The organism is Brenneria roseae subsp. roseae (assembly GCF_003115845.1).
GTDB lineage: Bacteria > Pseudomonadota > Gammaproteobacteria > Enterobacterales > Enterobacteriaceae > Brenneria > Brenneria roseae.
This window is the reverse complement of the sequence record NZ_KZ819025.1, coordinates 29,319-50,652: the sequence shown is the minus strand read 5'-3', so window position 1 is coordinate 50,652 and position 21,334 is coordinate 29,319. Positions and strand designations below refer to the sequence as shown.

Below are 21,334 nucleotides of genomic sequence, written 5' to 3'. Positions count from 1 at the left end.
CAATAGCCTTCACGTATTCAACATCAATCAAGCCAGATTAGAACGAATCGGCGGCAGCAACCAGATTTGCGCCGCCTCAATGACCGCATTCATTCGTCTTTCATCCAATTCACGCACAATTCGTTGCAGATAGTCGTCTTCACCCTCACCGGGAAATCCCATATTGCCTTGCCAGGCTAATAGCAGTTTGGCGCGAGCCTTGCTCTGCGTTTCATCATCCCATTGAATACTATCACTTTCACGGTCATAACACTGCGTTAACCACGCGCTGCCCGATTTGTTGAGCAGCAGGAGTGGCTTATTCATGCCCTGTTGATAGCCATCCAGCATCTGTTGCAGAAACTCAAGAGCCTGCTTCTCTGACATGGGGGCAAACCGCCATGCCGTTTTTTCACGTCCATACATCCGGCTTTCCCCCTTCCCGCCCGAGAGACAATAAACCAGATGCTCCAGCCACAAAATCATGCCGTCTGTCATGGAGAGTTTTCCGGGACGCCAGCGCAATAAACCATCTTGCCGTACCTGGGCTAACCAGCCACGAAGATGCATGTCATCAATTCGGATATCGATTTCCAGGCTATCCGCCATACCCGGCGTCATGTCCTCACGTATGCGCGCGGCCAGTTCCGCCATTTCCTCTTGCTGAGCCTGCCAGTACAGTTCGCCAAATGCGCCAAAGGGCAGTCCGCCCGCAGCACGGACGCGCCGGTATAACCGTTCAGGATCTTCTTCAACAATCAGCGTGTTAAGCAGTTCAGTATTTAACTGATAGCGACTCAGGTTGTCGACGGTAAATGGCTCTTCATCCAGCAGTTCATCGTTTTGCAGCATGAACCCCACGCCCAGCCGGAGCTGAAAGAAAGCCCGAACCGGGTGCCGATAAAAACGTTTTAAATCGTCCAGACTGATGTCGGTATAGCGTTCCTGCGGTAGCTGACAGTCAAAGTCAGGCTGTGGTCGCCCCTGCCGGTTGGCCGCCGCCAGCCATTCCGCGGCGAAGCTCTGCGGCGTCGGCGCCGCCAGAAAGTTTTTTGCATCAAACGGCATCCGGCTATGTTCGCGACACAGATGACGCATAACCCGCTCCGCACTGCTATCAATATCGAGCGCTTCGTCCCCCGACAGATAGTGACTTTGCGCAATGTATTCCATCAGTTCACTGACCAACACGGAAGGATAGCGGCGGGTGTTATCCTGTATAGAACGGCCGATATAGCTGATATACAGCTTGTTCTGCGCAGATAGCATCGCCTCCAGAAACAGATAGCGATCGTCATCGCGGCGGCTGCGATCGCCACGTTTGGTACTTTTCCCCATCAGATCGAACCCAAGGGGCGGCAAGGTTCGCGGGTAAACACCGTCATTCATTCCCAGCAGACAAACCACCTTGAAGGGAATTGAACGCATCGGCATCAGCGTACAGAAATTGATTGAGCCAGCCAGAAAACGCTGGCTGAGCCGCTCCTGATCAAGCCGGCGGGAGAGTTCGTCGCGCAACAGCGAAACCGGCACCGGCTGTGGATAACGGGACGCCGTTCCCATGCCAAGCACCTGCTGCCACTGTTTCTCGATCAATGCCAACGCGGCTTCCGTGTCACTATCCGCGTCAAAAAAGGTTTCCAGCAGTTGGCGGCACAAGGGCAACCATTCCACTAACGTGCGGGGTTGACGCAGGCGCTGGCGCCACACGTTAAGCTGCATCAGCAATTCGGCCAGTTGCCCGGCAAGCTCGGCGACCAGACCGCTTGATTCATCGTAAGGCAACACGCCTTGCCAGTCTCCGGCCTGACTGTCCATGGCGTAGCCCAACAGCATTCTCGTCAACCCGAAACGCCAGGTGTGCTGTCCGGTCGGCGGGAGCATCAGTTCCCGGACGTTATCGTCGTCCAACCCCCAGCGAATACCCGACTCCACGACCCATAGCCGCAAGCGGCGCAGCCCTTCTTCCTGAATGCCGAACCGCGCCGCTAACGCAGGGACTTCCAGCAAAGCCAGCACCTGCTCGGCGGTAAAACGGCTGTTGGGTAAATCCAGCAGGCTGATCACCGCCTGTAGTGCCGGGTGAGCATGTTGTGCGCGCCGATCGGAGATCGCGAAAGGCAAATAGCGTTCTGCCGGGGCATTACCAAATACCGCCTGAATAAACGGCGTATAGCCGTCGACATCCGCCACCATGACAATGATGTCGCGCGGCGTCAGCTCCGGATCGTCGGCCATCATGGCCAAAAGCCGATCGTGCAGCACTTCCACTTCACGCTGCGGGCTGTGGCAGGCATGGATATCAACAGAACGATCGTGATGCTCCAGCGGACGCTTCTTCAAGCTGGTTGCCAACGATTCCCTACTAACGGCCACCACGGCATGATCTTCCAGTTCCAGAATATCGCGTTGCAGGGTTTGCAGCAGGTTATCGCCGTCCAGATCCACAAACGCATCCACTTCCTGTACCGCATCGAGTTCAGCCAGTAGATACAATTGATCGCGGCCTAACTTCCCCCAGGACGCCAATAACGGATTATTAAGACGCTGTTCCCCTTCGGCATTAAACAATCCATCGGCCCGTTGCGGATCGCGAAATAAGGGGCGGTGGCTTTCAGGCTGAGCGCCGTCCCAGCGATGCAATCGGCGATAGCTATTTTTCAGCCTGGCCAGAAACTTATAATCCTGAATGTCACTCCAGTAGTTGCGGCAGGGGTTGGTAAACAGCAGGTGCACATCAATATGGCGGGCCAGCGCATGCAGCGCCTGCAAATAGATCGGCGGCAAAGCGGAAATACCACAGATAAAAACCCGGGGCGGCAGCCCGGATGGGCAGGTTTTCGCCTGTTCCAGCGTTTGAATAAAGCGCTGGTACAAGATCGCATGGTGCCAGTCAGGCTGTTGCAGTTCCCGGGTATAATCAACCAATGCGCGCCACAAAGCCGCCTGCCAGGGCTGGTTGCCGCCAAGGCCATCAACCTGGTTACCCGCTTGCCATTGAGCGATCCACTGCGGACGATATATCAGATATTGATCGAAGAGATCGGCAATACGTCCGGCAAGCTGGTGGCGCTTGCGCTGATCGTCATCATCCTGTAGGTAATGGCGCAAAGGCGCAAAATCAGGCTGATCCAGCTGTTCAGGCAGCAAATGCATCAGCTTCCAGGTCATCGCCTCTTTGCTGAAAGCGCTCTCTTTCGGTATATCGGGTAAAACGTGACGGCACATCTCCCACAAAAAAACGCCGGGCAGTGGGAAATGGATATTGGCGGCAATCCCAAAATGTCCGGCCAGTTCAATCTGCAACCACTGAGCCATTCCGGGACTTTGCACCAGAATGACTTCCTGCTGAAAAGGATCCTGAAGCGGCTGACGCCTCATCAGCTCGACCATCAGCCTTTTCAAAATATCCAACTGGTTGGAATGATAAACCGTAAACATTCTGGCTCCTGTCATGCCACTGTGTGACGAATTATCCACTGACGGATTGCGCCGCCGGACAAAACCAGCGGGTGAGCTGTGCCTGATAATTTCCCGGCGTAACGATGGCCGCCGTCACTTTCCTGCATTCAGCCGTCATCATTTGTTCCGACAAACTGAACCGCCACTCTTGTCCAGACCCGGTCGCGCGATCAAGCGCCGTTTTGTCACTAATCTTGTCGTTAGAGCCCGCGTTATCATTGAACCCTATAGTGTACTTCACTCCCGCCTCATACGCTTCCAACTGCTGCACAAGCAGCCGCCATGCCTGCCGCTGCTGCCATTGATGCAGAAATGACTGTTGCAATATCTGGTGATATTGCAGTAACCCCAGCAGCGACACCGTTAATAATAATGCCGCGACCAGCGTTTCCGGCAGACTAAACCCTCTCTGCGGGTAGATATTTCCGGTCATCGCGGCTTTATTCCGGCTCAACGCAGCGCCCCGCCTGTTTATCCGGGCAAAAATCCAGCCAGCCACGGGAAACGATCTGAAGCGTAATACGCTCTGATGCCAGGCCAGAGAAAGCCACCCGCTGGTACAGAAAAAGCGGCCGATGCTGAGACGGCAGCAAACCTTCCCCGCGCAATAACCCCAGCCCTTCATCAGAAGCCCTTTTCAGGCATACGTTCAGCGCATCGGCTGCCAGCGTCTGACACGTCCAGTCATCCTGTAGCGGGGGCCAGTCTAAATGCATACCCCAATTCAGGGAAGATAATGCCTGATTAAACGCCCGCAGGTAATGGCGCTCATCATTTCCCATCTGTATGGCCGCATCAAGCTGGCGTTGCAGGCCAGACATGAGCAGCAGCCCGATAACGGAAATCAACATCACCATGACCAGCGTGCTGCTGCCGTACTGTTCTGCTCTTTTCATTGGTTCCGCCCCAGAATCAACCGCGTGATCGTGCGCTGAATGGCAGGACGTTTTGTCCAGAACCCCGTCAGCTGCAATTCGTACAACCGGGCTCCCGTCGTTCCCCCCAATGGCCGTACATGAAAGTACGTCAAAATCACTTCCTGCGGATCAAAGAGTTTCTCCCAACGATCGCCATAACAGTTGTGTGCCCCGCTTTGAATCTCCAGCGCCCCGGCACGCAGGCGATAACCAAACGACTCTTCTTCCTGCTGCTCTCCTCCGTCCCAGGCTCCATTGCGATTCAGATCGTAAGAGACATTGAGACAGCTATTGGCCATTTCTCCCGGATAGTGCCCCAGGGTTATCGACGTTCCCTGACACGCTCCCGCGCAAAAACCAGCACGACGAATATCTTTTTCAATACCGGAAGCCGCCTGACTGAATAACTGTTCCAGGCGGAAATATTGCGCACTGTTTTGGCTCTGGCTGCGCAAAATGGGATACCACTGTGCTGCGGATAGCATAATCAGGCTGCTCAGGCTTAGCGCCAACAGAATTTCGGGCAACGTGAAGCCCATATGCACAGGTCTCAACATAGCGGGATCGCCAGAACCGGCTGTTCTTCACTGCACAGACGCATACGTCCGCGAACGGATATGATCAGGCGTAACTTTCCCGCCGAATTCATCAGCGTAATGTGACCGGCCTGCGCGGTACTGCGCAAACCATAAAAAGCAAAACTATTGCTGGTCGCCTTCGATACCGAAATCTCTTTGGTTGTGCGGACATATTGCAGAAGGTTCTCTTCACGGCAGGCCGTATTTTCCTCCTGCGGTTCAGCATCACTGACCATACACCAGCGTTCTCCCTGCTGTATCAGCCGTACCGTGCGGGTTTTATTATGCCAATAGGCATTGGCCTGAACCCGGTTAAAAAAATCCAGTAGTTGCTGTGCGCTCTGCTCCAGACGCAGCGCCTGTTGATAGCCGATCCAGGCGTGCATACTGCCGCCAGCCAACAGAGCGACAATGGTTAAGACGACTAATATCTCAAGCAAGGTAAACCCCCGCCGTTGCCGATTTCGTATATTCATGACGACAGACTAGGTACTTTTGCCATTAAATACAGCGCATTAGCACTTTTATACATACCGATACGCAATGATTTATTGCAACGATGTAACAGCAGGAAAAACTTGCGAAGCGTCAGGAAATACAGGGAAGCATTGCATGGGCATCTCTATCTTTAAATATTCTTTTATCGAAAATATGAATATGTTAGCGGGAAAGAATAGTCAGAAAACGTGTCTTTCATCAGATGATTAAATAGATCGTATATCCCATTCATACTTACAACCGCACTTTTCCACAAAGGAAAACATGTCTTAAGCAAATGGTAGAATAAAAGCGCCTGACGCTACAGGGTAATGAAACCTCGAAGCACCGCTGATCACAAAAGTCCATTTCATTCAGACATACCGATCCTCAACGTTTAATCTATTCACAGCTATAAATAACACGTTTCCCAAAGTCGAAATATAATGCGTATAGCTTTATTTTAATTGCATAGCTAGTCATTAGCTAATTCCACATAAAAAACACAACCATTAACAGTTTTTTTACTTTTATGGTAAAAAAATGAGCATTTACCAGAAAAATAAAGGCATGGGCGTGGTACCAATGACAAAAACTGTTGCATATCACATCTGGCCTTCAGCACCCATAAGAAAAAAGTATGCATTGTTTATGCAATTAAAAATGAATACAAAATGAATAATTATTTAAAAATGAAGGAATTTTTTTGAAGTGAATCACAAAAACTTATATTTTATGCAATATACTGGCACCGAGTCATAAGACTCAATGAATAGTTATAAGGAGGAAAAAGTGGAAAACAACAACAGAAAATCTGCCCACATCAGGCGCACGACCCACATAATGCAAATGTCCCACCGCAGCTGCTTTGACTTTCATCTTTTCAACGCCAGATAAACCTACCTCAAAAACTGAGTATCCCTTTTCAGGATGGTCATGTTTTCTTTAATACATGTGTAAAAATCTGCCTGACGATAACTTCGTCTAGGGTAGCTCATATTTTATCACATTAATCAGACCATTTATTATTCGAAATAATTTATTTTTCGAAGAGAGATACTCGTATTTTCGCCAGAAACCCCGTAAAGGTCATTTATTTCCTTTACCGCTCATTCCTGCGCGAAAAAAACAGGCAATACCTTTATATGCAAACTTATTCCATGCATAGGCATGACCGTATTTAAAAAAAGAGGATATTATGGCTAAGCTTAATTTAAAAGTAGCCGTTAGTTCAGATGTTATCCATAGTTTCAATACCGAGCGTGAAACAGTTGATATTAAAAACACATCATTTATTGATGTCTGTGCCGCAGTACTTTCCTTACAGGATGCGGTATCAGGGATGCTGGATAAGATAGAGCAGACCGCATTCGATTTACCTGTTTTTATTGCTGTAATCCAGGGTGAAAACATACCGGCAAACTATCTGCTGCGCGTCAGAGGCGTTTTCGAATTGAATGACGGCAATGCGGATTATTACGGTAGGCAGCTAACATCGGTGGCAGATAAATATGAAAGCGAGTTGCTCCCGCCTTTCTTTGGACGACTGGTCGATTACGTAGAACAGGGGTATACCGCGTTTGACTGCCCGGGACATCAGGGCGGGCAATTCTTCCGTCGCCACCCGACTGGCCAGCAGTTCTTTGATTACTTTGGCGAAACGCTTTTCCGTTCCGACCTTTGCAACGCGGATGTGGCAATGGGCGATCTCCTCATTCATGAAGGTGCGCCTTGTCTGGCCCAACAGCACGCCGCCAAGGTTTTCAACGCCGATAAAACTTATTTCGTTCTCAATGGGACCTCTTCTTCAAATAAAGTGGTATTAAACGCGCTATTAAGTCCCGGCGATTTGGTGCTGTTCGACCGTAATAATCATAAATCCAACCACCATGGCGCTCTGATTCAGGCAGGCGCGACGCCTGTTTACCTGGAAACGGCCCGCAACCCGTTTGGTTTCATCGGGGGAATCGACGCACATTGTTTTGAAGATAAATACCTGCGCGAGCTGGTTGCAGAAGTGGCGCCAGAACGGAAATCGGAGCAACGCCCCTTCAGGCTCGCCGTGATCCAACTGGGCACCTACGACGGCACGATTTATAACGCCCGCCAGGTTGTCGATAAAATCGGCCACCTGTGTGACTACATATTGTTCGATTCCGCCTGGGTAGGTTATGAGCAGTTCATTCCAATGATGAACGCCTGTTCTCCGCTATTGCTGGAGCTGAACGAAAACGATCCGGGTATTCTGGTCACACAGTCCGTACATAAGCAAATGGCTGGCTTCTCTCAAACATCCCAGATTCATAAAAAAGACAGCCATATCAAGGGACAAGCACGGTACGTCAATCATAAACGCATGAACAACGCCTTTATGATGCATGCTTCCACCAGCCCCTTCTATCCCTTATTTGCGGCACTGGATGTCAATGCCAGAATGCACGAGGGTGAAAGCGGGAAAAAAATGTGGATGGAGTGCGTCAAAAACGGGATTGAAACGCGTAAATTGCTGCTGAAACTCTGCCATTACATCCGCCCTTTCATCCCGACCACGGTCGATGGTCAGAAATGGGAAGAATACCCGACGGAAGAAATGGCCAACGATCTTCGTTTCTTCAATTTCGTGCCGAACGAGCGTTGGCATTCATTTGAAAATTATGCGGAAAATCAGTATTTTGTCGACCCATGCAAACTGATGCTAACGACGCCGGGCATTGATGTCAAAACCGGGGAATATGAAGCGTTTGGCGTACCTGCGACCATTCTGGCCAATTACCTGCGTGAAAACGGGATCGTGCCGGAAAAATGCGATCTCAACTCGATCTTATTCCTGATGACGCCAGCAGAGGATATGGCAAAGATGCGCCATCTGGTCGCACTGATCGCTCAATTCGAACGCCTGCTGGAAGAAGATGCGCCGCTCTCCGAAGTGCTCCCCGGCATTTATCGTAATCACGAGGAACGTTACCGCGGTTACACACTTCGCCGACTCTGCCAGGAAATGCACGATCTGTACGTCAGAAACGACGTCAAAACGTTGCAAAAAGAGATGTTCCGTAAGGCCTATTTCCCGCATTCCGTTATGAATCCGCAGCAAGCCAATATCGAATTTGTGCGCGGTAATGTCGAACTGGTTGCGCTGGCCGATATCGAAGGCCGGATCGCCGCGGAAGGCGCACTCCCTTACCCACCGGGCGTGCTATGCGTGGTACCGGGAGAAAGATGGAATGGCCCGGTGCAGCACTACTTCCTGGCACTGGAAGAAGGGATCAACCGCCTGCCGGGCTTCGCCCCTGAATTGCAAGGGGTTTATATCCAGGACGAGGACGGACGCAAGCGCGCTTACGGCTATGTGATTAAAAACGAACCTGTCAGCAAAAATGCCTGATCGGAATGATCTCAGCGGAGATCATTCTCTCCGCTGACCTGTTTGTTAAGGAACAGATGATGAGTAAATCCAGAAATAAAATGAGCGTGCTACAGCTCACTATTCTAACCGCCGTCAACATGATGGGGTCAGGGATTATCATGTTGCCGACCAAGTTAGCCGAAGTCGGAACAATTTCTATCGTGTCCTGGCTGGTTACGGCCGTCGGCTCAATGGCGCTGGCCTATGCGTTTGCCAAATGCGGGATGTTCAGCCGCAAGAGCGGTGGTATGGGCGGTTATGCCGAATATACTTTCGGTAAGTCCGGTAATTTTATGGCGAACTATACCTATGGGGTGTCGCTGCTCATTGCCAATGTAGCGATTGCCATTTCGGCAGTGGGATACGGCACCGAATTCTTCGGAATCAGCCTGAGCCCTCTCAGCATCGGTCTGGCGACAATTGGCGTGTTATGGATATGTACCCTCCCCAACTTCGCCGGCGCACGCATTACCGGGCAGATTAGCGGCATCACCGTATGGGGGGTTATCATTCCTGTCGCCGGTATATCCGTGATTGGCTGGTTCTGGTTCAGTCCCGAATTGTACGTGTCCTCCTGGAACCCGCATAATGTCCCGACGTTTGAAGCGGTTGGCTCGTCTATTGCGATGACTTTATGGGCATTTCTGGGAATGGAATCGGCGTGTGCCAATTCGGAAGCCGTGGATAACCCAGAAAAGAACGTACCTATCGCCGTTCTCGGAGGAACCCTGGGAGCCGCCATCATTTATATTATCTCAACCAACGTGATCGCCGGTATAGTACCGAACATGGACCTGGCCAACTCCACCGCGCCTTTCGGACTGGCCTTCGCACAGATGTTTACGCCGGCAGTCGGTAAAATCATTATGGCGCTGATGGTTATGTCCTGTTGCGGTTCGCTGCTGGGATGGCAGTTTACTATTGCGCAGGTGTTCAAATCCTCTTCCGACAGCGGTTATTTCCCAAAACTGTTCTCTAAACTCAATAAGTTTGATGCGCCGGTACAGGGTATGCTGGCGATTGTTATTATCCAGTCGCTGCTGTCCCTGCTGACGATTAGCCCTTCACTGAACAAGCAATTCAACGTATTGGTTAATCTGGCGGTCGTCACTAATATCATTCCTTATATTCTCTCCATGGCGGCGGTCTGTATTATCCAGAAACAGGCAAACGTGGCCTCCGGGAAGGCTCGCACGACAAACGCGATCGCATTGGCTGGGGCAATATATAGCTTCTATGCGCTGTATTCGTCTGGCGAGGAAGCAATGATGTATGGCGCGATTGTGACATTCCTGGGCTGGACGCTATATGGTCTGGTATCACCGCGGTTTGAAATACCTCGCCACAATAGCTGAGTAATCCTATCCCTGCGAAACAATGAAAGGTGCGAAGGGATAACATTATCAGGAACAAAAATGGCCGCAAAAGCGGCCATTCTGACGGCTGACAACGCCGCTATTCGCAACGTCGGGCCCTAATATGTCACGCCCGCGCGGGGATGACGGAGGAGACAAGCTTTGCCATCAACGTCCATTTCTACGCGATAGCGATCAAATCGCCACCGGCGCCTTGATTGCCGGGTGCGGATCGTAGCCTTCGATCTCAAAGTCTTCAAAACGGTAATCAAACAGCGTATCGGGACGGCGTTTAATCACCAGTTTCGGCAGCGCGCGCGGCTCACGGCTCAATTGCAGGTGAGTCTGCTCCATATGGTTGTTATAGAGGTGCGTATCGCCGCCGGTCCAGACAAAATCACCCACGTCCAGATCGCACTGTTGCGCCACCATGTGCACCAGCAGCGCATAACTGGCGATATTGAACGGCAGCCCCAGGAACACATCGCATGAGCGCTGATATAGCTGGCAGGATAATTTACCATCGGCGACATAGAACTGGAAAAAGGCATGGCACGGCGCCAGCGCCATTTTGTCCAGTTCCCCGACGTTCCAGGCTGAAACAATAATGCGGCGGGAGTCCGGATCCTGCTTCAACTGCGTCAGTACCTTTTTCAACTGATCGATCTGACGTCCGTCGGCCGCGCCCCAGGCGCGCCACTGTTTCCCGTAAACCGGCCCGAGATCGCCGTTTTCATCTGCCCACTCGTCCCAAATACTGACTTTGTTCTCATGCAGATAGGCAACATTGGTATCGCCATTCAGAAACCAGAGCAGCTCATGAATAATGGATCGCAGATGACAGCGCTTGGTCGTGACCAGCGGAAAACCTTCCTGCAAATTGAAACGCATCTGATGACCGAAAATAGAGCGGGTGCCGGTGCCGGTGCGGTCCGCTTTGGGCGTTCCTTCATCAAGCACTTTTTTCATCAGATCCAGATACTGTTTCATACTACCTCACCACAAATATTAGAGAATGACGGCTGACAATTACTGCTGTACTGGTTCGCGGCGATACGCCCACACCATCATCAGGATGCCCACGATCACCATCGGCAGTGAAAGAATCTGCCCCATACTGAAGAAACCGCCGAACAGGCCCAGTTGCGCATCCGGCTGGCGGAAAAATTCGGCAATAATCCGAAACAGACCGTAGCCAATCAGGAAAAGCCCCGAAACGCTGCCCATCGGGCGGGGTTTACGAATAAACACATTCAATATGATAAACAGCAGTACCCCTTCAAGCAGCATTTGGTACAGCTGGGATGGATGTCTCGGCAACATGCCGTATTGATTGAAAATAGCCTGCCATTGGGGATTGCTGACCGCCAGTTCCAGATCTTCACTGCGTGAGCCGGGAAACAGCATGGCCCATGGCGTATTGGTTGTGACACGCCCCCACAGTTCGCCGTTGATAAAGTTTCCAAGACGCCCCGCGCCCAAACCGAATGGAATCAAAGGTGCAATAAAATCAGATACCTGAAAAAAATGCCGTTTGGTTTTGCGGGCAAACCACAGCATAACGCAAATCACGCCCACCAGACCACCGTGGAACGACATGCCGCCATCCCAGACTTTGAACAAATAGAGCGGGTTTTCCAGAAACGATGGAAATGCATAGAACAGGACATAGCCCAGACGTCCGCCGACAAAGACACCGAGGAAGCCCATATACAGCAGGTTTTCGACTTCATCCTTCTTCCAGCCGCTGCCCGGTTGGTTAGCCCGACGGCCAGCCAGCCACATGGCGAACACAAAACCAACCAAATACATCAGTCCATACCAGTGCAGCGCCACCGGGCCAATTGAAAAAATCACTGGATCAAACTGAGGAAACGCCAGATAGCTCGTCGTCATCGTTCACCACATATTTTGTTGTATTATCCCCCCGCAGGCGGGGAGCATTGATATGCCAGGGCAGGAATATCATCCTTTCCTGCAAACCGCGGCTGCGAATCATAGCATAGCGCAGCAGACCCGGTGGTTATCCGGCAGGGAAAAGATCTGTAAAGCCTTCCCTTAAAATCGGCAGGAATCAGCGTCCGCCACGGACCAATCCGCCCAGTCCGCGTTCTTCGATGAAGATCGATGCCCATTGTCTGACTTCGCTGGCGGTTCGCGCATTCAGCAGTTGCTGTACCAGAGACTGCGCGTCGGGCAGCGCGATCTGGCGCAGCAGGTACTTAATGCGGGCAACGCTACGACCATTCATACTCAACGTGCGATACCCGAGCCCGGTCAGCAGCAATGCGCCTAATGCTTCCCCCGCCATCTCGCCACACACGGAAAGCGCAATGTTGTGACGCTGACACTCAATCGCGATGAGGTTCAGCGCTCGGAGCATAGCCGGGTGCAGGCTGTCGTACAGGGAAGCGACATGGGCGTTGTTGCGATCGACGGCCAGCAGGTACTGAGTGAGATCGTTGGTGCCAACCGAAACAAAATCAATACGGGAAGCCAGATGCTGCAACAGGAAAATCATGGAGGGGACTTCCACCATGATACCGATGCGTGGCTTAGGCTGTGGAAACCCCAGCATTTCCTCCACTTCACCCGCCGCTTGATCGATAAGGCGCCGGGCCTCATCAACCTCATCCAGACTACTGATCATCGGCAGCAGGATATTCAGGTTGCCAAGATGCGCGTTCGCCCGCAGCATGGCGCGAACCTGAATCAAAAAGATTTCCGGCTGATCGAGCGTAATACGGATACCGCGCCAGCCCAGACAAGGATTCTCTTCGCTGATGGGCAAATAAGGCAACGGTTTATCCGCGCCAATATCCAGCGTACGCAACATGACCTGACGTGACGGATAGAGTTGCAGCATGCTTTGATATTGCGCCATCTGTTCATCTTCAGATGGAAAACCGCTCTGGAGCATAAAGGGGATTTCGGTGCGGTACAGACCGACGCCGTCGACCTGATTGATAAACCGTTTCTCATGCTCCGCGCTCAACCCCGCGTTCAACATGACCTGAATGCGCTCGCCACTTTTCAGAACGGCGGGACGTTCCATATCGTCTTCCGCCAGACGGGTCAGTTCATTTTCTTCAATCAGCAGACACTGATATTCCTGCACCAACACAGGTTCAGGATCCACCAGCAGCTCGCCACGATAGCCGTCAATAATCAGCAGACGCTGATGGAGCAGTTCGGGCTGAATATCCGCGCCGACTAACGTAGGGATCCCCATTGCCCGCACCAGAATCGCGGCATGGGAATTGGCGGCGCCGTCGTATACCACCACGCCAGCCAGACGTTCCGGGGGAAGCTCCGCCAGTAAGGTGGCCGTCAGTTCATCTGCGACAAGAATGAAACGCTCGGGCCACTGCCCGATGCTTTGCGCATTGTCATCAAGATGGAACAACAATCGTTGGCCCAGCGCTCGCAAATCCCCGGCCCGTTCACGCAGATAGGTATCCTGCAAATTGGAAAACTGGGCCGCAAAACGTTCAATCACCAGTTTGACCGCCCATTCCGCCGCGTTGCCGGCGTCCACTTCCTGAAACAGTTCGCGCTTCAGACGCGCATCATTCAGCAGGTGAGAGTACAAATCGAAAATCGCGGCGCTTTCTTTTTGGGCGCTGGCGCTGAAACGTTTGCTGAAACGCCGGAACTCCGCCGTGGCCTCTTCCAACGCCCGCGTCAGCCGGGAACGTTCACGTTCGCGGTCCAGACTTGACGCGGGGAAAACCTGATCCAGAGAAGGCTGGCTACAATCCTGCCAGCCCGACGCGATCGCCACACCGGGCGCGGCGACCAGCGCATTAATTCGCGTCTGACGGTATTGACCAAACAGCGTCTTAATCTGAGATAGAGAGAGAATGGCCGCCATCTGCGTCGCCAGCGTGACCATGAATGACTCTTCATTCTTGTCAAACTGGCGATGTTCACGCTGCTGGACGACCAGCACGCCCAGCAGTTGACGACGATGAATAATGGGGACGCCCAGAAAAGAGCGGAAATGTTGCTCTTTTACGGCGGGAATAAATTTGAAACTGGGATGAGTACGGGCATCAGCCAGATTAATCGGTTCGGCGCGCTGACCGACCAGACCGACCACCCCTTGCCCAAACTCCAATGTGACCGCGTGGCCGCGCGGTTTCTTTAACCCGCGCGTTGCCATCAGGTAATAGCATTGGCGATCGTGGTCAGCCAGATAAATCGAACAGACCTCCGTGTCCATTGCCTGACAGGTTTCATTGACCAGGATTTCCAGCGCATCATTAAGGCGAGCCATTGAGGCTACTTTTTCGACAATTTCTCGCAAACGCGTGAGCATAATGTGCGTGAATTACCCTCTTTTTCGTCGGGAGCCAGACGGTGGTGCCGTCCGTGCCGCCGTATTCTCCTGGAGTTGTATCACCGGGCTGATAAATTCTTTCATTACGCGACGGTAAACATCACGTTTGAAAGACACAACCTGACGAACCGGATACCAGTAACTGACCCAACGCCAGCCATCAAACTCAGGCGTGCCACTGCTTTGCATATTGATATCAGACTCATTACACATCAACTGTAGCAGAAACCATTTTTGTTTTTGGCCGATACAGACCGGTTTAGTATCCCAACGCACCAAACGTTTCGGTAACTTATAACGTAACCAGTTGCGGGTAGATGCCAGAACGCGGACATCTTTTTTCTTCAGACCCACTTCTTCAAACAGCTCACGGTACATCGCCTGCTCCGCGCTCTCTCCGGGGTTTATCCCCCCTTGAGGAAACTGCCAGGAGTGTTGACCGTAGCGACGGGCCCACAACACCTGTCCCTGCCGATTACAGATTACGATACCAACGTTCGGGCGGTAGCCATCATCATCGATCACCGGACTACCTCGATAAACTTTAAATGCAAAGATAACCTGATTGTTTCACACTCCCGGCAGACGGTAAACCACTGCTTAGCGCAGTTATCACTCTAATAAAATGAAGATAACCCACAGATCAAAGCAAAGTTATAAACATATGAAGTCAAGGAATGCCGGTTTATTCACTATTTCTGTGGACATCTTTGTGCAGAACCCATGAAAAAGTGAGTAAAACTTATTTTTTGCAGATAAAGAATTGCTGACGGAGTTAAAAAATACTGCTTTTTTTTCATAAAATTAAGCATATTCTTCACAGCAAAATCACCGCAAAGGATCCTGATCGAATGATGATCAACGCCGTGCTGGCGAAAGATCGTTCTATGTCGATTTTATCCACAGATGCAATGGCGACATCAGACAATAAATAAGCAAAAACAGCAAAAAGCGCCGACGTCAAGGCTGTAAATCAAACCAGTAATCCATCTTTATGCAGGTTATCCAAGAAATCTGTGGATAACCTGGTGTAAGATCCTGTTCATTGTTGGTTTCTACAAGTGCACAGTTTGAAAAACCGGATCCCCCTCTCGTTTTCACACTAAAAAAAAGCGCTACGAATCATGCTATTATTGAATTCCTCAGCCGTCTCTCAGACGGTGCATTAATGTTTTTCACCCGCTGTGTTTTTTTTGAGCGGAAAATATCAGGTTAGACATGCCATGAATTCACCGTCGGTTCTTACTGCGCCACCACATAATGAACAGGAATTACTACAGCGAGCCCAATCGCTTGCGGGCTACAATCTGGCTGAGCTGGCCGGCATTGCCCGACTGCCGCTGCCGGAAACCCTGAAACGTGATAAAGGCTGGATTGGCATTCTGCTGGAACGTTTTCTGGGCGCCACCGCGGGCAGTAAACCCGAGCAGGATTTTCCCGATATCGGTATTGAACTGAAAACCATTCCTGTTGATGAACAGGGCCGACCGCTGGAAACCACATTTGTCTGCGTCGCGCCGCTGACCGGCAATAGCGGCGTCACCTGGAAGAGCAGCCACGTTCGGCACAAGCTGGCGCGCGTGCTGTGGATTCCGGTTGAAGGCTCACGGCCGATTCCGTTAGGTGAACGACGAATTGGTACGCCGCTCATCTGGAGCCCAAGCGAAGAAGAGGAAGAACAACTGCGCCGCGACTGGGAAGAATTAATGGACTTGATTGTGCTCGGAAAAGTTGAAAGCATCACGGCGCGTCATGGGGAAGTGCTACAGTTGCGTCCCAAAGCCGCCAACAGTCGCGTCCTGACGGAAGCAATCGGTGAATTCGGGCAACCCATCATGACGCTGCCCCGTGGCTTCTATCTGAAGAAAACGTTTACCACGCCGCTGCTGGCGCGCCATTTTTTATGACGGGCTGTCCTTGCCCGTCACCCTGTGGGCCGTCACTACGTGACGTTGAAAAACGCTCCTGCGTTTATGGGGAAATAAACCGGGAAACCCGCACCTCTGTATGCCCGAAAAAAGATGAAGAGTACCGCCAACCACACTTTCACTTGCCCGTTTACTCATGTAGCGGCGTATAATATCGTTTACGTTTCGTTTAAGGTGTATTGATACAATGTTTGATTGGATTGTTGATCCGAATGCCTGGTTGGCGCTGGGAACGCTAACTATTCTGGAAATCGTTCTTGGCATCGACAACATTATTTTCCTGTCGTTGGTTGTCTCCAAACTTCCTAAAGCTCAGCAAAATAAGGCCCGCCGTATCGGTCTCATGGGCGCCATGCTCATGCGTCTGGGACTATTGGCTTCGATTGCCTGGGTGATCCGCCTGACCAATCCTTTATTTACCGTGCTGGGTAATGATATTTCTACCCGTGATCTGATCCTGTTTTTCGGCGGCCTGTTCCTGATCTGGAAATCGAGCAAAGAAATCCATGAAACCGTGGAAGGGAGCTCAGAAGAACATGCGTCACAGGTGCACTCTTTCTTCGGCGCGATCGTGCAAATCATGCTGCTGGATATTATTTTCAGCCTGGATTCCGTGATCACGGCGGTAGGGCTTTCCGATCACCTGTTTATTATGATGGCCGCCGTGGTTATCGCGGTTGGCGTGATGATGTTTTCCGCCCGCACCATCGGAGAGTTCGTCGAACGTCATCCGTCCGTCAAAATGCTGGCGCTGTCATTCCTGATCCTGGTCGGCTTCACGCTGATTCTGGAAAGTTTCGATATTCATGTACCGAAAGGCTATATTTACTTTGCGATGTTCTTCTCAATGTCTGTCGAAGCCCTGAACCTGTTGCGCGGCAAAAAAGCCAAAGAGGCCGACTAATCGCCCGCAGCGTGTTTCCTCCTTCAAACCGGGCGCGACAGGGCATAATGAAGAAAATGCGGTGATGAGGCACGCTTTACAACGCCTCGCACCGCGTTATTTCTGCATCTTGTTCTTTCCATCTTCGTTCTGACATATTCCGTCGTTCGTTTTAACCAAAATTAACCGTTTTCTCATTAGTTTTTTCCATTATTCCTACTTAATCCCCACGGACTATTTGTTAGACTTGTTCAAGAACCTTCAATTTTTTTGCTGTCGAAAGGCAGGTGAAACAGGTAAAGATAACGATGAAAGTACGGGTAAAAATGGCAGTGGCGCTGGTGATATTATTCACTCTTTGCGGCTGCTCCAGCCGGTATGTCATGGCAACGAAAGAGGGCCAGATGCTGCTGACACAAAATAAGCCGGTTCTGGATAAAGAGACGGGAATGCTCAGTTACATTGATGAACATGGAAACGAAAAACAGATTAACAGCGATAACATTTCTCAGATTATCGAACGCTGACTGGTCGATATTTTTCTCCCTGCCCGACACCAATACCACCCCGTCAGAGAGTAAAGAGGCTTCCCCACATCGCGCGGCTTCGTTATAGTCAAATTCAGGTGTGTCATCCCAAAAGATTTCACGTTGCAGGAAAACGGCAACCCCTCTCCCCTCCCAACGCCGAAATGGCATAGTCACCAGCCGGAGAGAAAACCATCGTCTCCGCAATTGGAAAGATGACGGGTATAGCGATACATCTGCTATTTTCAGACATACAAGGAAGCAGGCAATGCAATATCACCGTATTCCCCATAGTTCTTTAGAAGTAAGTGTGCTGGGCCTTGGCACGATGACCTTTGGCGAACAGAACAGTGAAGCTGAAGCGCATGCACAGTTGGATCACGCCATTGCCGCTGGTGTTAACCTGATTGACACAGCAGAGATGTACCCGGTTCCGCCACGGCCAGAAACCCAGGGGCTGACCGAAAGCTATATTGGTTCGTGGCTGAAATCCCGCGGTGGGCGTGAGAAGCTCATTCTGGCAAGCAAGGTCGCCGGTCCCGTGCGCGGCAATGATAGCGCCATTCGCCCACAGCAGGCGCTGGATCGTAAAAACATTCGTGACGCATTGGACGCAAGCCTTAAGCGCCTGAACACCGATTATGTTGATTTGTATCAGTTGCACTGGCCGCAACGCCAAACCAACTGTTTTGGCAAACTGGGGTATCAGTATACTGAGGATAAACCGGCCGTTACCCTGCTGGAGACGCTGGAAGCCCTGAATGAGCAAGTCAGGGCCGGTAAGATTCGTTATATCGGCGTGTCCAACGAAACGCCCTGGGGCGTGATGCGCTATCTGCATCTGGCCGAGAAACATGACCTGCCGCGCATTGTGTCGATTCAAAATCCGTACAGCCTGCTCAACCGCAGCGTTGAAGTCGGGCTGGCGGAAATCAGTCAGCATGAAGGCGTAGAGTTGTTGGCATATTCTTCGTTGGCTTTTGGTACGCTGACGGGAAAATACCTTAATGGCGCAAAACCGGCAGGTGCCCGTAATACGCTGTTCAGCCGCTTTACCCGCTACACGTCGCCCCACGCTCAGCAGGCTACCGCCGAGTACGTCGCGCTGGCGCAGAAGCACGGCCTGGATCCGGCGCAAATGGCGCTGGCTTTCGTCCGTCAGCAGCCGTTTGTGGCAACGACCTTGTTGGGAGCAACCTCGGTGGAGCAGCTCAGGATCAATCTGGCGAGTCAGAAACTGACGTTGGATAGCGAGATTCTCAACGAATTGGAAGCGATACACCGCCGTTTTACCTTCCCGGCGCCTTGATTTCTCTATATTGCGACATCGCCACTGCGCATTAAAGAACAAGCCTCATGGACGGGGCAAGTAACCGGGGTTCGGTATTTGATAGCGACGCGGAGGCAGGCGCATCGCCTGCCTCCGCAGTCATGACGGGTAGAGACTATTTTAACGTCTGCAACAAGTTCTTGCGCTGATTCTCCAACGATATGACGCGGTTACACACATCGCGGCCAAAGCTCTGAAATTCCATTTCCTGATTATTCCACTCGGTCTGAATCGCTTTCTGTAAACCGCCGAGATTCCCCATCATCGCCTGCAACGGGTTACCGCCGTTGGACATCTGCTTAACCCCCATCTCATTCAGACTATCCTGCAAAACACCGCCCATGCTCTGCTGTACAAGTTGCTTGCCATCCTGCTCAACCTGTTTGATCGCCTGATGGTGGAAGGTCAATCCATCGCTACGGTGTTCAATAATGCGATTCATCTGCTGCTTGAGCTGCTTATCCAGCGTAGTCAGCCGGTTACGCACATTACTGTCGCTGCCCAGCTCCTGCACAATGATTTTATCCAGCGCGACGCGCGCTTTTTCCAGATGCTGCTGAGCACCCTGATCGATCCATGGAATTTGCTGGCGCAGATCGGCCTGATAGGCTTGCGACTGCTGGCGCTGCGTGGCGTCCAGCGTCAACGGCGTTCCGTTACGTATAATGTCTCCCTGCGGTGAAATCTGTAAATTCCCACTGGCGCCGACAACCTGCACATGCTGAGGGCTGATGATGATATCATCCTGCGGGTTAACGCTACACTGGTACTCCGCCTGAGCCTGCCAGGACAGTAACAGCAGCAAACCGAGAGTCATTTTACGCAACATATTTTCTCCTGAAGAAAACAACGGCAACTGCGGGATATGACGCACGCCCTCTGCTGAATAAGAAGGCAGCTGAAGACGAGGCTAATACGCCAATTTCCCTCAGTGAAAGCACGGAATAACGGGATGGAACAGCCGACTCGCTAATCCCATCCCTTTATCCGCGTCCCTGAAATCAGGTTCAGCCTGTTACTCAACTGCGGCTACAGCAGGTTTTCCGGCAGATCCCACCAGATGTCGAACACATCGCTGACTTTAACATCCGTCAGTTTCTGCTCTTCCAGCCAGCGGCTGACCAACTGGCGGTGTTCATCGGTGCAATGACCAATTTTCTGCAAGCAGATCAATCCTTCCCATTGCAGATAGCCGCTGCCTTCAAACGCCAGACCGTTCGGTTCAATTACGTCATCGACAAACTTGTCCACTATCCGATCGATATCTTCGACGCTGGTCCCTTCCGGGAAACGCCAACTGACTGAAAAACCTAATTCCTGAAACTCATCAATGTGTAGTTTTTTACGTAAACGACGGCTACGAGCTTGTGCCATTTTATATCATCCTCTCAAACATCAGATCCCAAACACCATGCCCTAAACGCTGGCCGCGAGCTTCAAATTTCGTCAGCGGACGTGATGCCGGCCGCTCAACATAGTCATTATTATCAGAAAGGTTGCGATAGCCTGCGACAGCGCTCACCACTTCGAGCATATGTTGCGCATAAGGTTCCCAGTCTGTCGCCATATGAAAAACGCCGCCGATCCTCAGCTTGCGCTGTACCAATTCCACAAAAGGCGCCTGCACAATACGGCGTTTGTTGTGCCGGGCTTTATGCCACGGATCGGGGAAGAAAAGCTGTACCATCGACAGCGAACCATCGGGGATCATGTTTTCCAGCACTTCCACCGCGTCATGACACATAACGCGCAGGTTGCCGACATCGGCATCATGCGCGGAAGAGAGGCAGGCGCCCACGCCCGGCAGATGCACTTCAATGCCCAGAAAATTCTGCTCCGGATGTTGCGTCGCCATGGTCACCAACGACGCGCCCATGCCAAAACCAATTTCCAGCACCACCGGCGCTTCACGGCCAAACAGCGAGGCGAATACCAGCGGCTCCGTCTGATATTCCACGCCCATCACCGGCCAATAGTTATCCAGCGCCAGCTGCTGCCCGTTGGTCAGACGTCCCTGACGACGAACAAAACTGCGTATGCGACGCAGTGGGCGTCCGTTTTCATCAAATTCCGGTGAGATGACGTTGTTAATCATAAAAAGTGCTTACTGTCTGTCCGATTTCATTAAGGAAACGCGCATTATGCAAGGA

General features: G+C 51.6%; 19 protein-coding genes. 7 read left to right on the top strand and 12 right to left on the bottom strand.

Annotation, left to right across the window (positions count from 1 at the left end):
- Positions 1-27: 27 nt before the first annotated feature.
- The 5 genes from recC to DDT52_RS06335 are packed head-to-tail and all read right to left on the bottom strand — an operon-like array spanning position 28 to position 5,412.
- Entirely contained in the window at positions 28-3,420 is a 3,393-nt protein-coding gene (gene recC / locus DDT52_RS06355) for an exodeoxyribonuclease V subunit gamma (RefSeq protein ID WP_136155620.1), read from the bottom strand.
- A 31-nt stretch (positions 3,421-3,451) separates the two neighbouring features.
- Entirely contained in the window at positions 3,452-3,874 is a 423-nt protein-coding gene (locus DDT52_RS06350) for a prepilin-type N-terminal cleavage/methylation domain-containing protein (protein ID WP_136155828.1), read from the bottom strand.
- Between the two features lie 7 nt (positions 3,875-3,881).
- Complete coding sequence (locus DDT52_RS06345) at positions 3,882-4,337, bottom strand: YgdB family protein (protein ID WP_247595494.1); 456 nt, start codon at positions 4,335-4,337, stop codon at positions 3,882-3,884.
- The gene (locus DDT52_RS06340) at positions 4,334-4,915 is read right to left on the bottom strand and encodes a prepilin peptidase-dependent protein (protein ID WP_136155619.1); all 582 of its coding nucleotides are present in this window, start codon (positions 4,913-4,915) and stop codon (positions 4,334-4,336) included. Before DDT52_RS06340 ends, DDT52_RS06345 begins: the two co-directional genes overlap by 4 nt.
- The gene (locus DDT52_RS06335) at positions 4,909-5,412 is read right to left on the bottom strand and encodes a prepilin peptidase-dependent protein (RefSeq protein ID WP_136155618.1); all 504 of its coding nucleotides are present in this window, start codon (positions 5,410-5,412) and stop codon (positions 4,909-4,911) included. Before DDT52_RS06335 ends, DDT52_RS06340 begins: the two co-directional genes overlap by 7 nt.
- Before the next feature lie 793 nt (positions 5,413-6,205).
- Between DDT52_RS06335 and speFL the strand changes: the two genes are divergently transcribed.
- The 3 genes from speFL (at position 6,206) to potE (ending at position 10,174) form a co-directional block, all read left to right on the top strand.
- Entirely contained in the window at positions 6,206-6,310 is a 105-nt protein-coding gene (gene speFL, locus DDT52_RS06330) for a leader peptide SpeFL (RefSeq protein WP_136155617.1), read from the top strand.
- 301 nt (positions 6,311-6,611) lie between these two features.
- The gene (speF, locus tag DDT52_RS06325; protein WP_136155616.1) at positions 6,612-8,798 is read left to right on the top strand and encodes an ornithine decarboxylase SpeF; all 2,187 of its coding nucleotides are present in this window, start codon (positions 6,612-6,614) and stop codon (positions 8,796-8,798) included.
- 59 nt (positions 8,799-8,857) lie between these two features.
- Positions 8,858-10,174, top strand: a complete 1,317-nt coding sequence (potE, locus tag DDT52_RS06320; RefSeq protein WP_136155615.1) for a putrescine-ornithine antiporter — start codon at positions 8,858-8,860, stop codon at positions 10,172-10,174.
- A gap of 195 nt (positions 10,175-10,369) precedes the next feature.
- Here the strand turns inward: potE and thyA are convergent, their stop codons facing one another.
- From thyA to rppH, 4 genes are all read right to left on the bottom strand, one after another.
- Positions 10,370-11,164 carry a thymidylate synthase gene (gene thyA, locus DDT52_RS06315; protein ID WP_136155614.1) on the bottom strand — a complete coding sequence of 265 codons (795 nt, stop codon included), beginning with the start codon at positions 11,162-11,164 and terminating at the stop codon, positions 10,370-10,372.
- 39 nt (positions 11,165-11,203) lie between these two features.
- The gene (gene lgt / locus DDT52_RS06310; protein ID WP_136155613.1) at positions 11,204-12,070 is read right to left on the bottom strand and encodes a prolipoprotein diacylglyceryl transferase; all 867 of its coding nucleotides are present in this window, start codon (positions 12,068-12,070) and stop codon (positions 11,204-11,206) included.
- A 178-nt stretch (positions 12,071-12,248) separates the two neighbouring features.
- Positions 12,249-14,495: a phosphoenolpyruvate--protein phosphotransferase gene (ptsP, locus tag DDT52_RS06305; protein WP_136155612.1), complete on the bottom strand. Its 2,247-nt coding sequence runs from the start codon at positions 14,493-14,495 to the stop codon at positions 12,249-12,251.
- Positions 14,496-14,507: 12 nt separating this feature from the next.
- On the bottom strand, positions 14,508-15,041 hold the full coding sequence (gene rppH, locus DDT52_RS06300; RefSeq protein ID WP_109052756.1) for an RNA pyrophosphohydrolase: 534 nt from the start codon (positions 15,039-15,041) through the stop codon (positions 14,508-14,510).
- A gap of 698 nt (positions 15,042-15,739) precedes the next feature.
- Here rppH and mutH point away from each other — a divergent pair.
- From mutH to DDT52_RS06280, 4 genes are all read left to right on the top strand, one after another.
- A complete protein-coding gene (gene mutH, locus DDT52_RS06295) occupies positions 15,740-16,423 on the top strand; it encodes a DNA mismatch repair endonuclease MutH (RefSeq protein ID WP_136155611.1) in 684 nt (227 codons plus the stop codon).
- Positions 16,424-16,631: 208 nt separating this feature from the next.
- Positions 16,632-17,348: a TerC family protein gene (locus DDT52_RS06290; protein ID WP_109052754.1), complete on the top strand. Its 717-nt coding sequence runs from the start codon at positions 16,632-16,634 to the stop codon at positions 17,346-17,348.
- Positions 17,349-17,635: 287 nt separating this feature from the next.
- On the top strand, positions 17,636-17,854 hold the full coding sequence (locus tag DDT52_RS06285; RefSeq protein WP_136155610.1) for a YgdI/YgdR family lipoprotein: 219 nt from the start codon (positions 17,636-17,638) through the stop codon (positions 17,852-17,854).
- A 268-nt stretch (positions 17,855-18,122) separates the two neighbouring features.
- Positions 18,123-19,163 carry an NADP(H)-dependent aldo-keto reductase gene (locus DDT52_RS06280; protein WP_136155609.1) on the top strand — a complete coding sequence of 347 codons (1,041 nt, stop codon included), beginning with the start codon at positions 18,123-18,125 and terminating at the stop codon, positions 19,161-19,163.
- 136 nt (positions 19,164-19,299) lie between these two features.
- On the opposite strand, the gene DDT52_RS06275 is transcribed toward DDT52_RS06280, so the two are convergent.
- From DDT52_RS06275 to trmB, 3 genes are all read right to left on the bottom strand, one after another.
- The gene (locus DDT52_RS06275; protein WP_136155608.1) at positions 19,300-20,013 is read right to left on the bottom strand and encodes a YggN family protein; all 714 of its coding nucleotides are present in this window, start codon (positions 20,011-20,013) and stop codon (positions 19,300-19,302) included.
- 200 nt (positions 20,014-20,213) lie between these two features.
- Positions 20,214-20,558, bottom strand: coding sequence for a YggL family protein (locus tag DDT52_RS06270; protein WP_136155607.1), 345 nt, complete (start codon positions 20,556-20,558; stop codon positions 20,214-20,216).
- 1 nt (position 20,559) lies between these two features.
- Positions 20,560-21,279, bottom strand: a complete 720-nt coding sequence (gene trmB / locus DDT52_RS06265) for a tRNA (guanosine(46)-N7)-methyltransferase TrmB (RefSeq protein WP_136155606.1) — start codon at positions 21,277-21,279, stop codon at positions 20,560-20,562.
- Between the last annotated feature and the right edge of the window lie 55 nt (positions 21,280-21,334).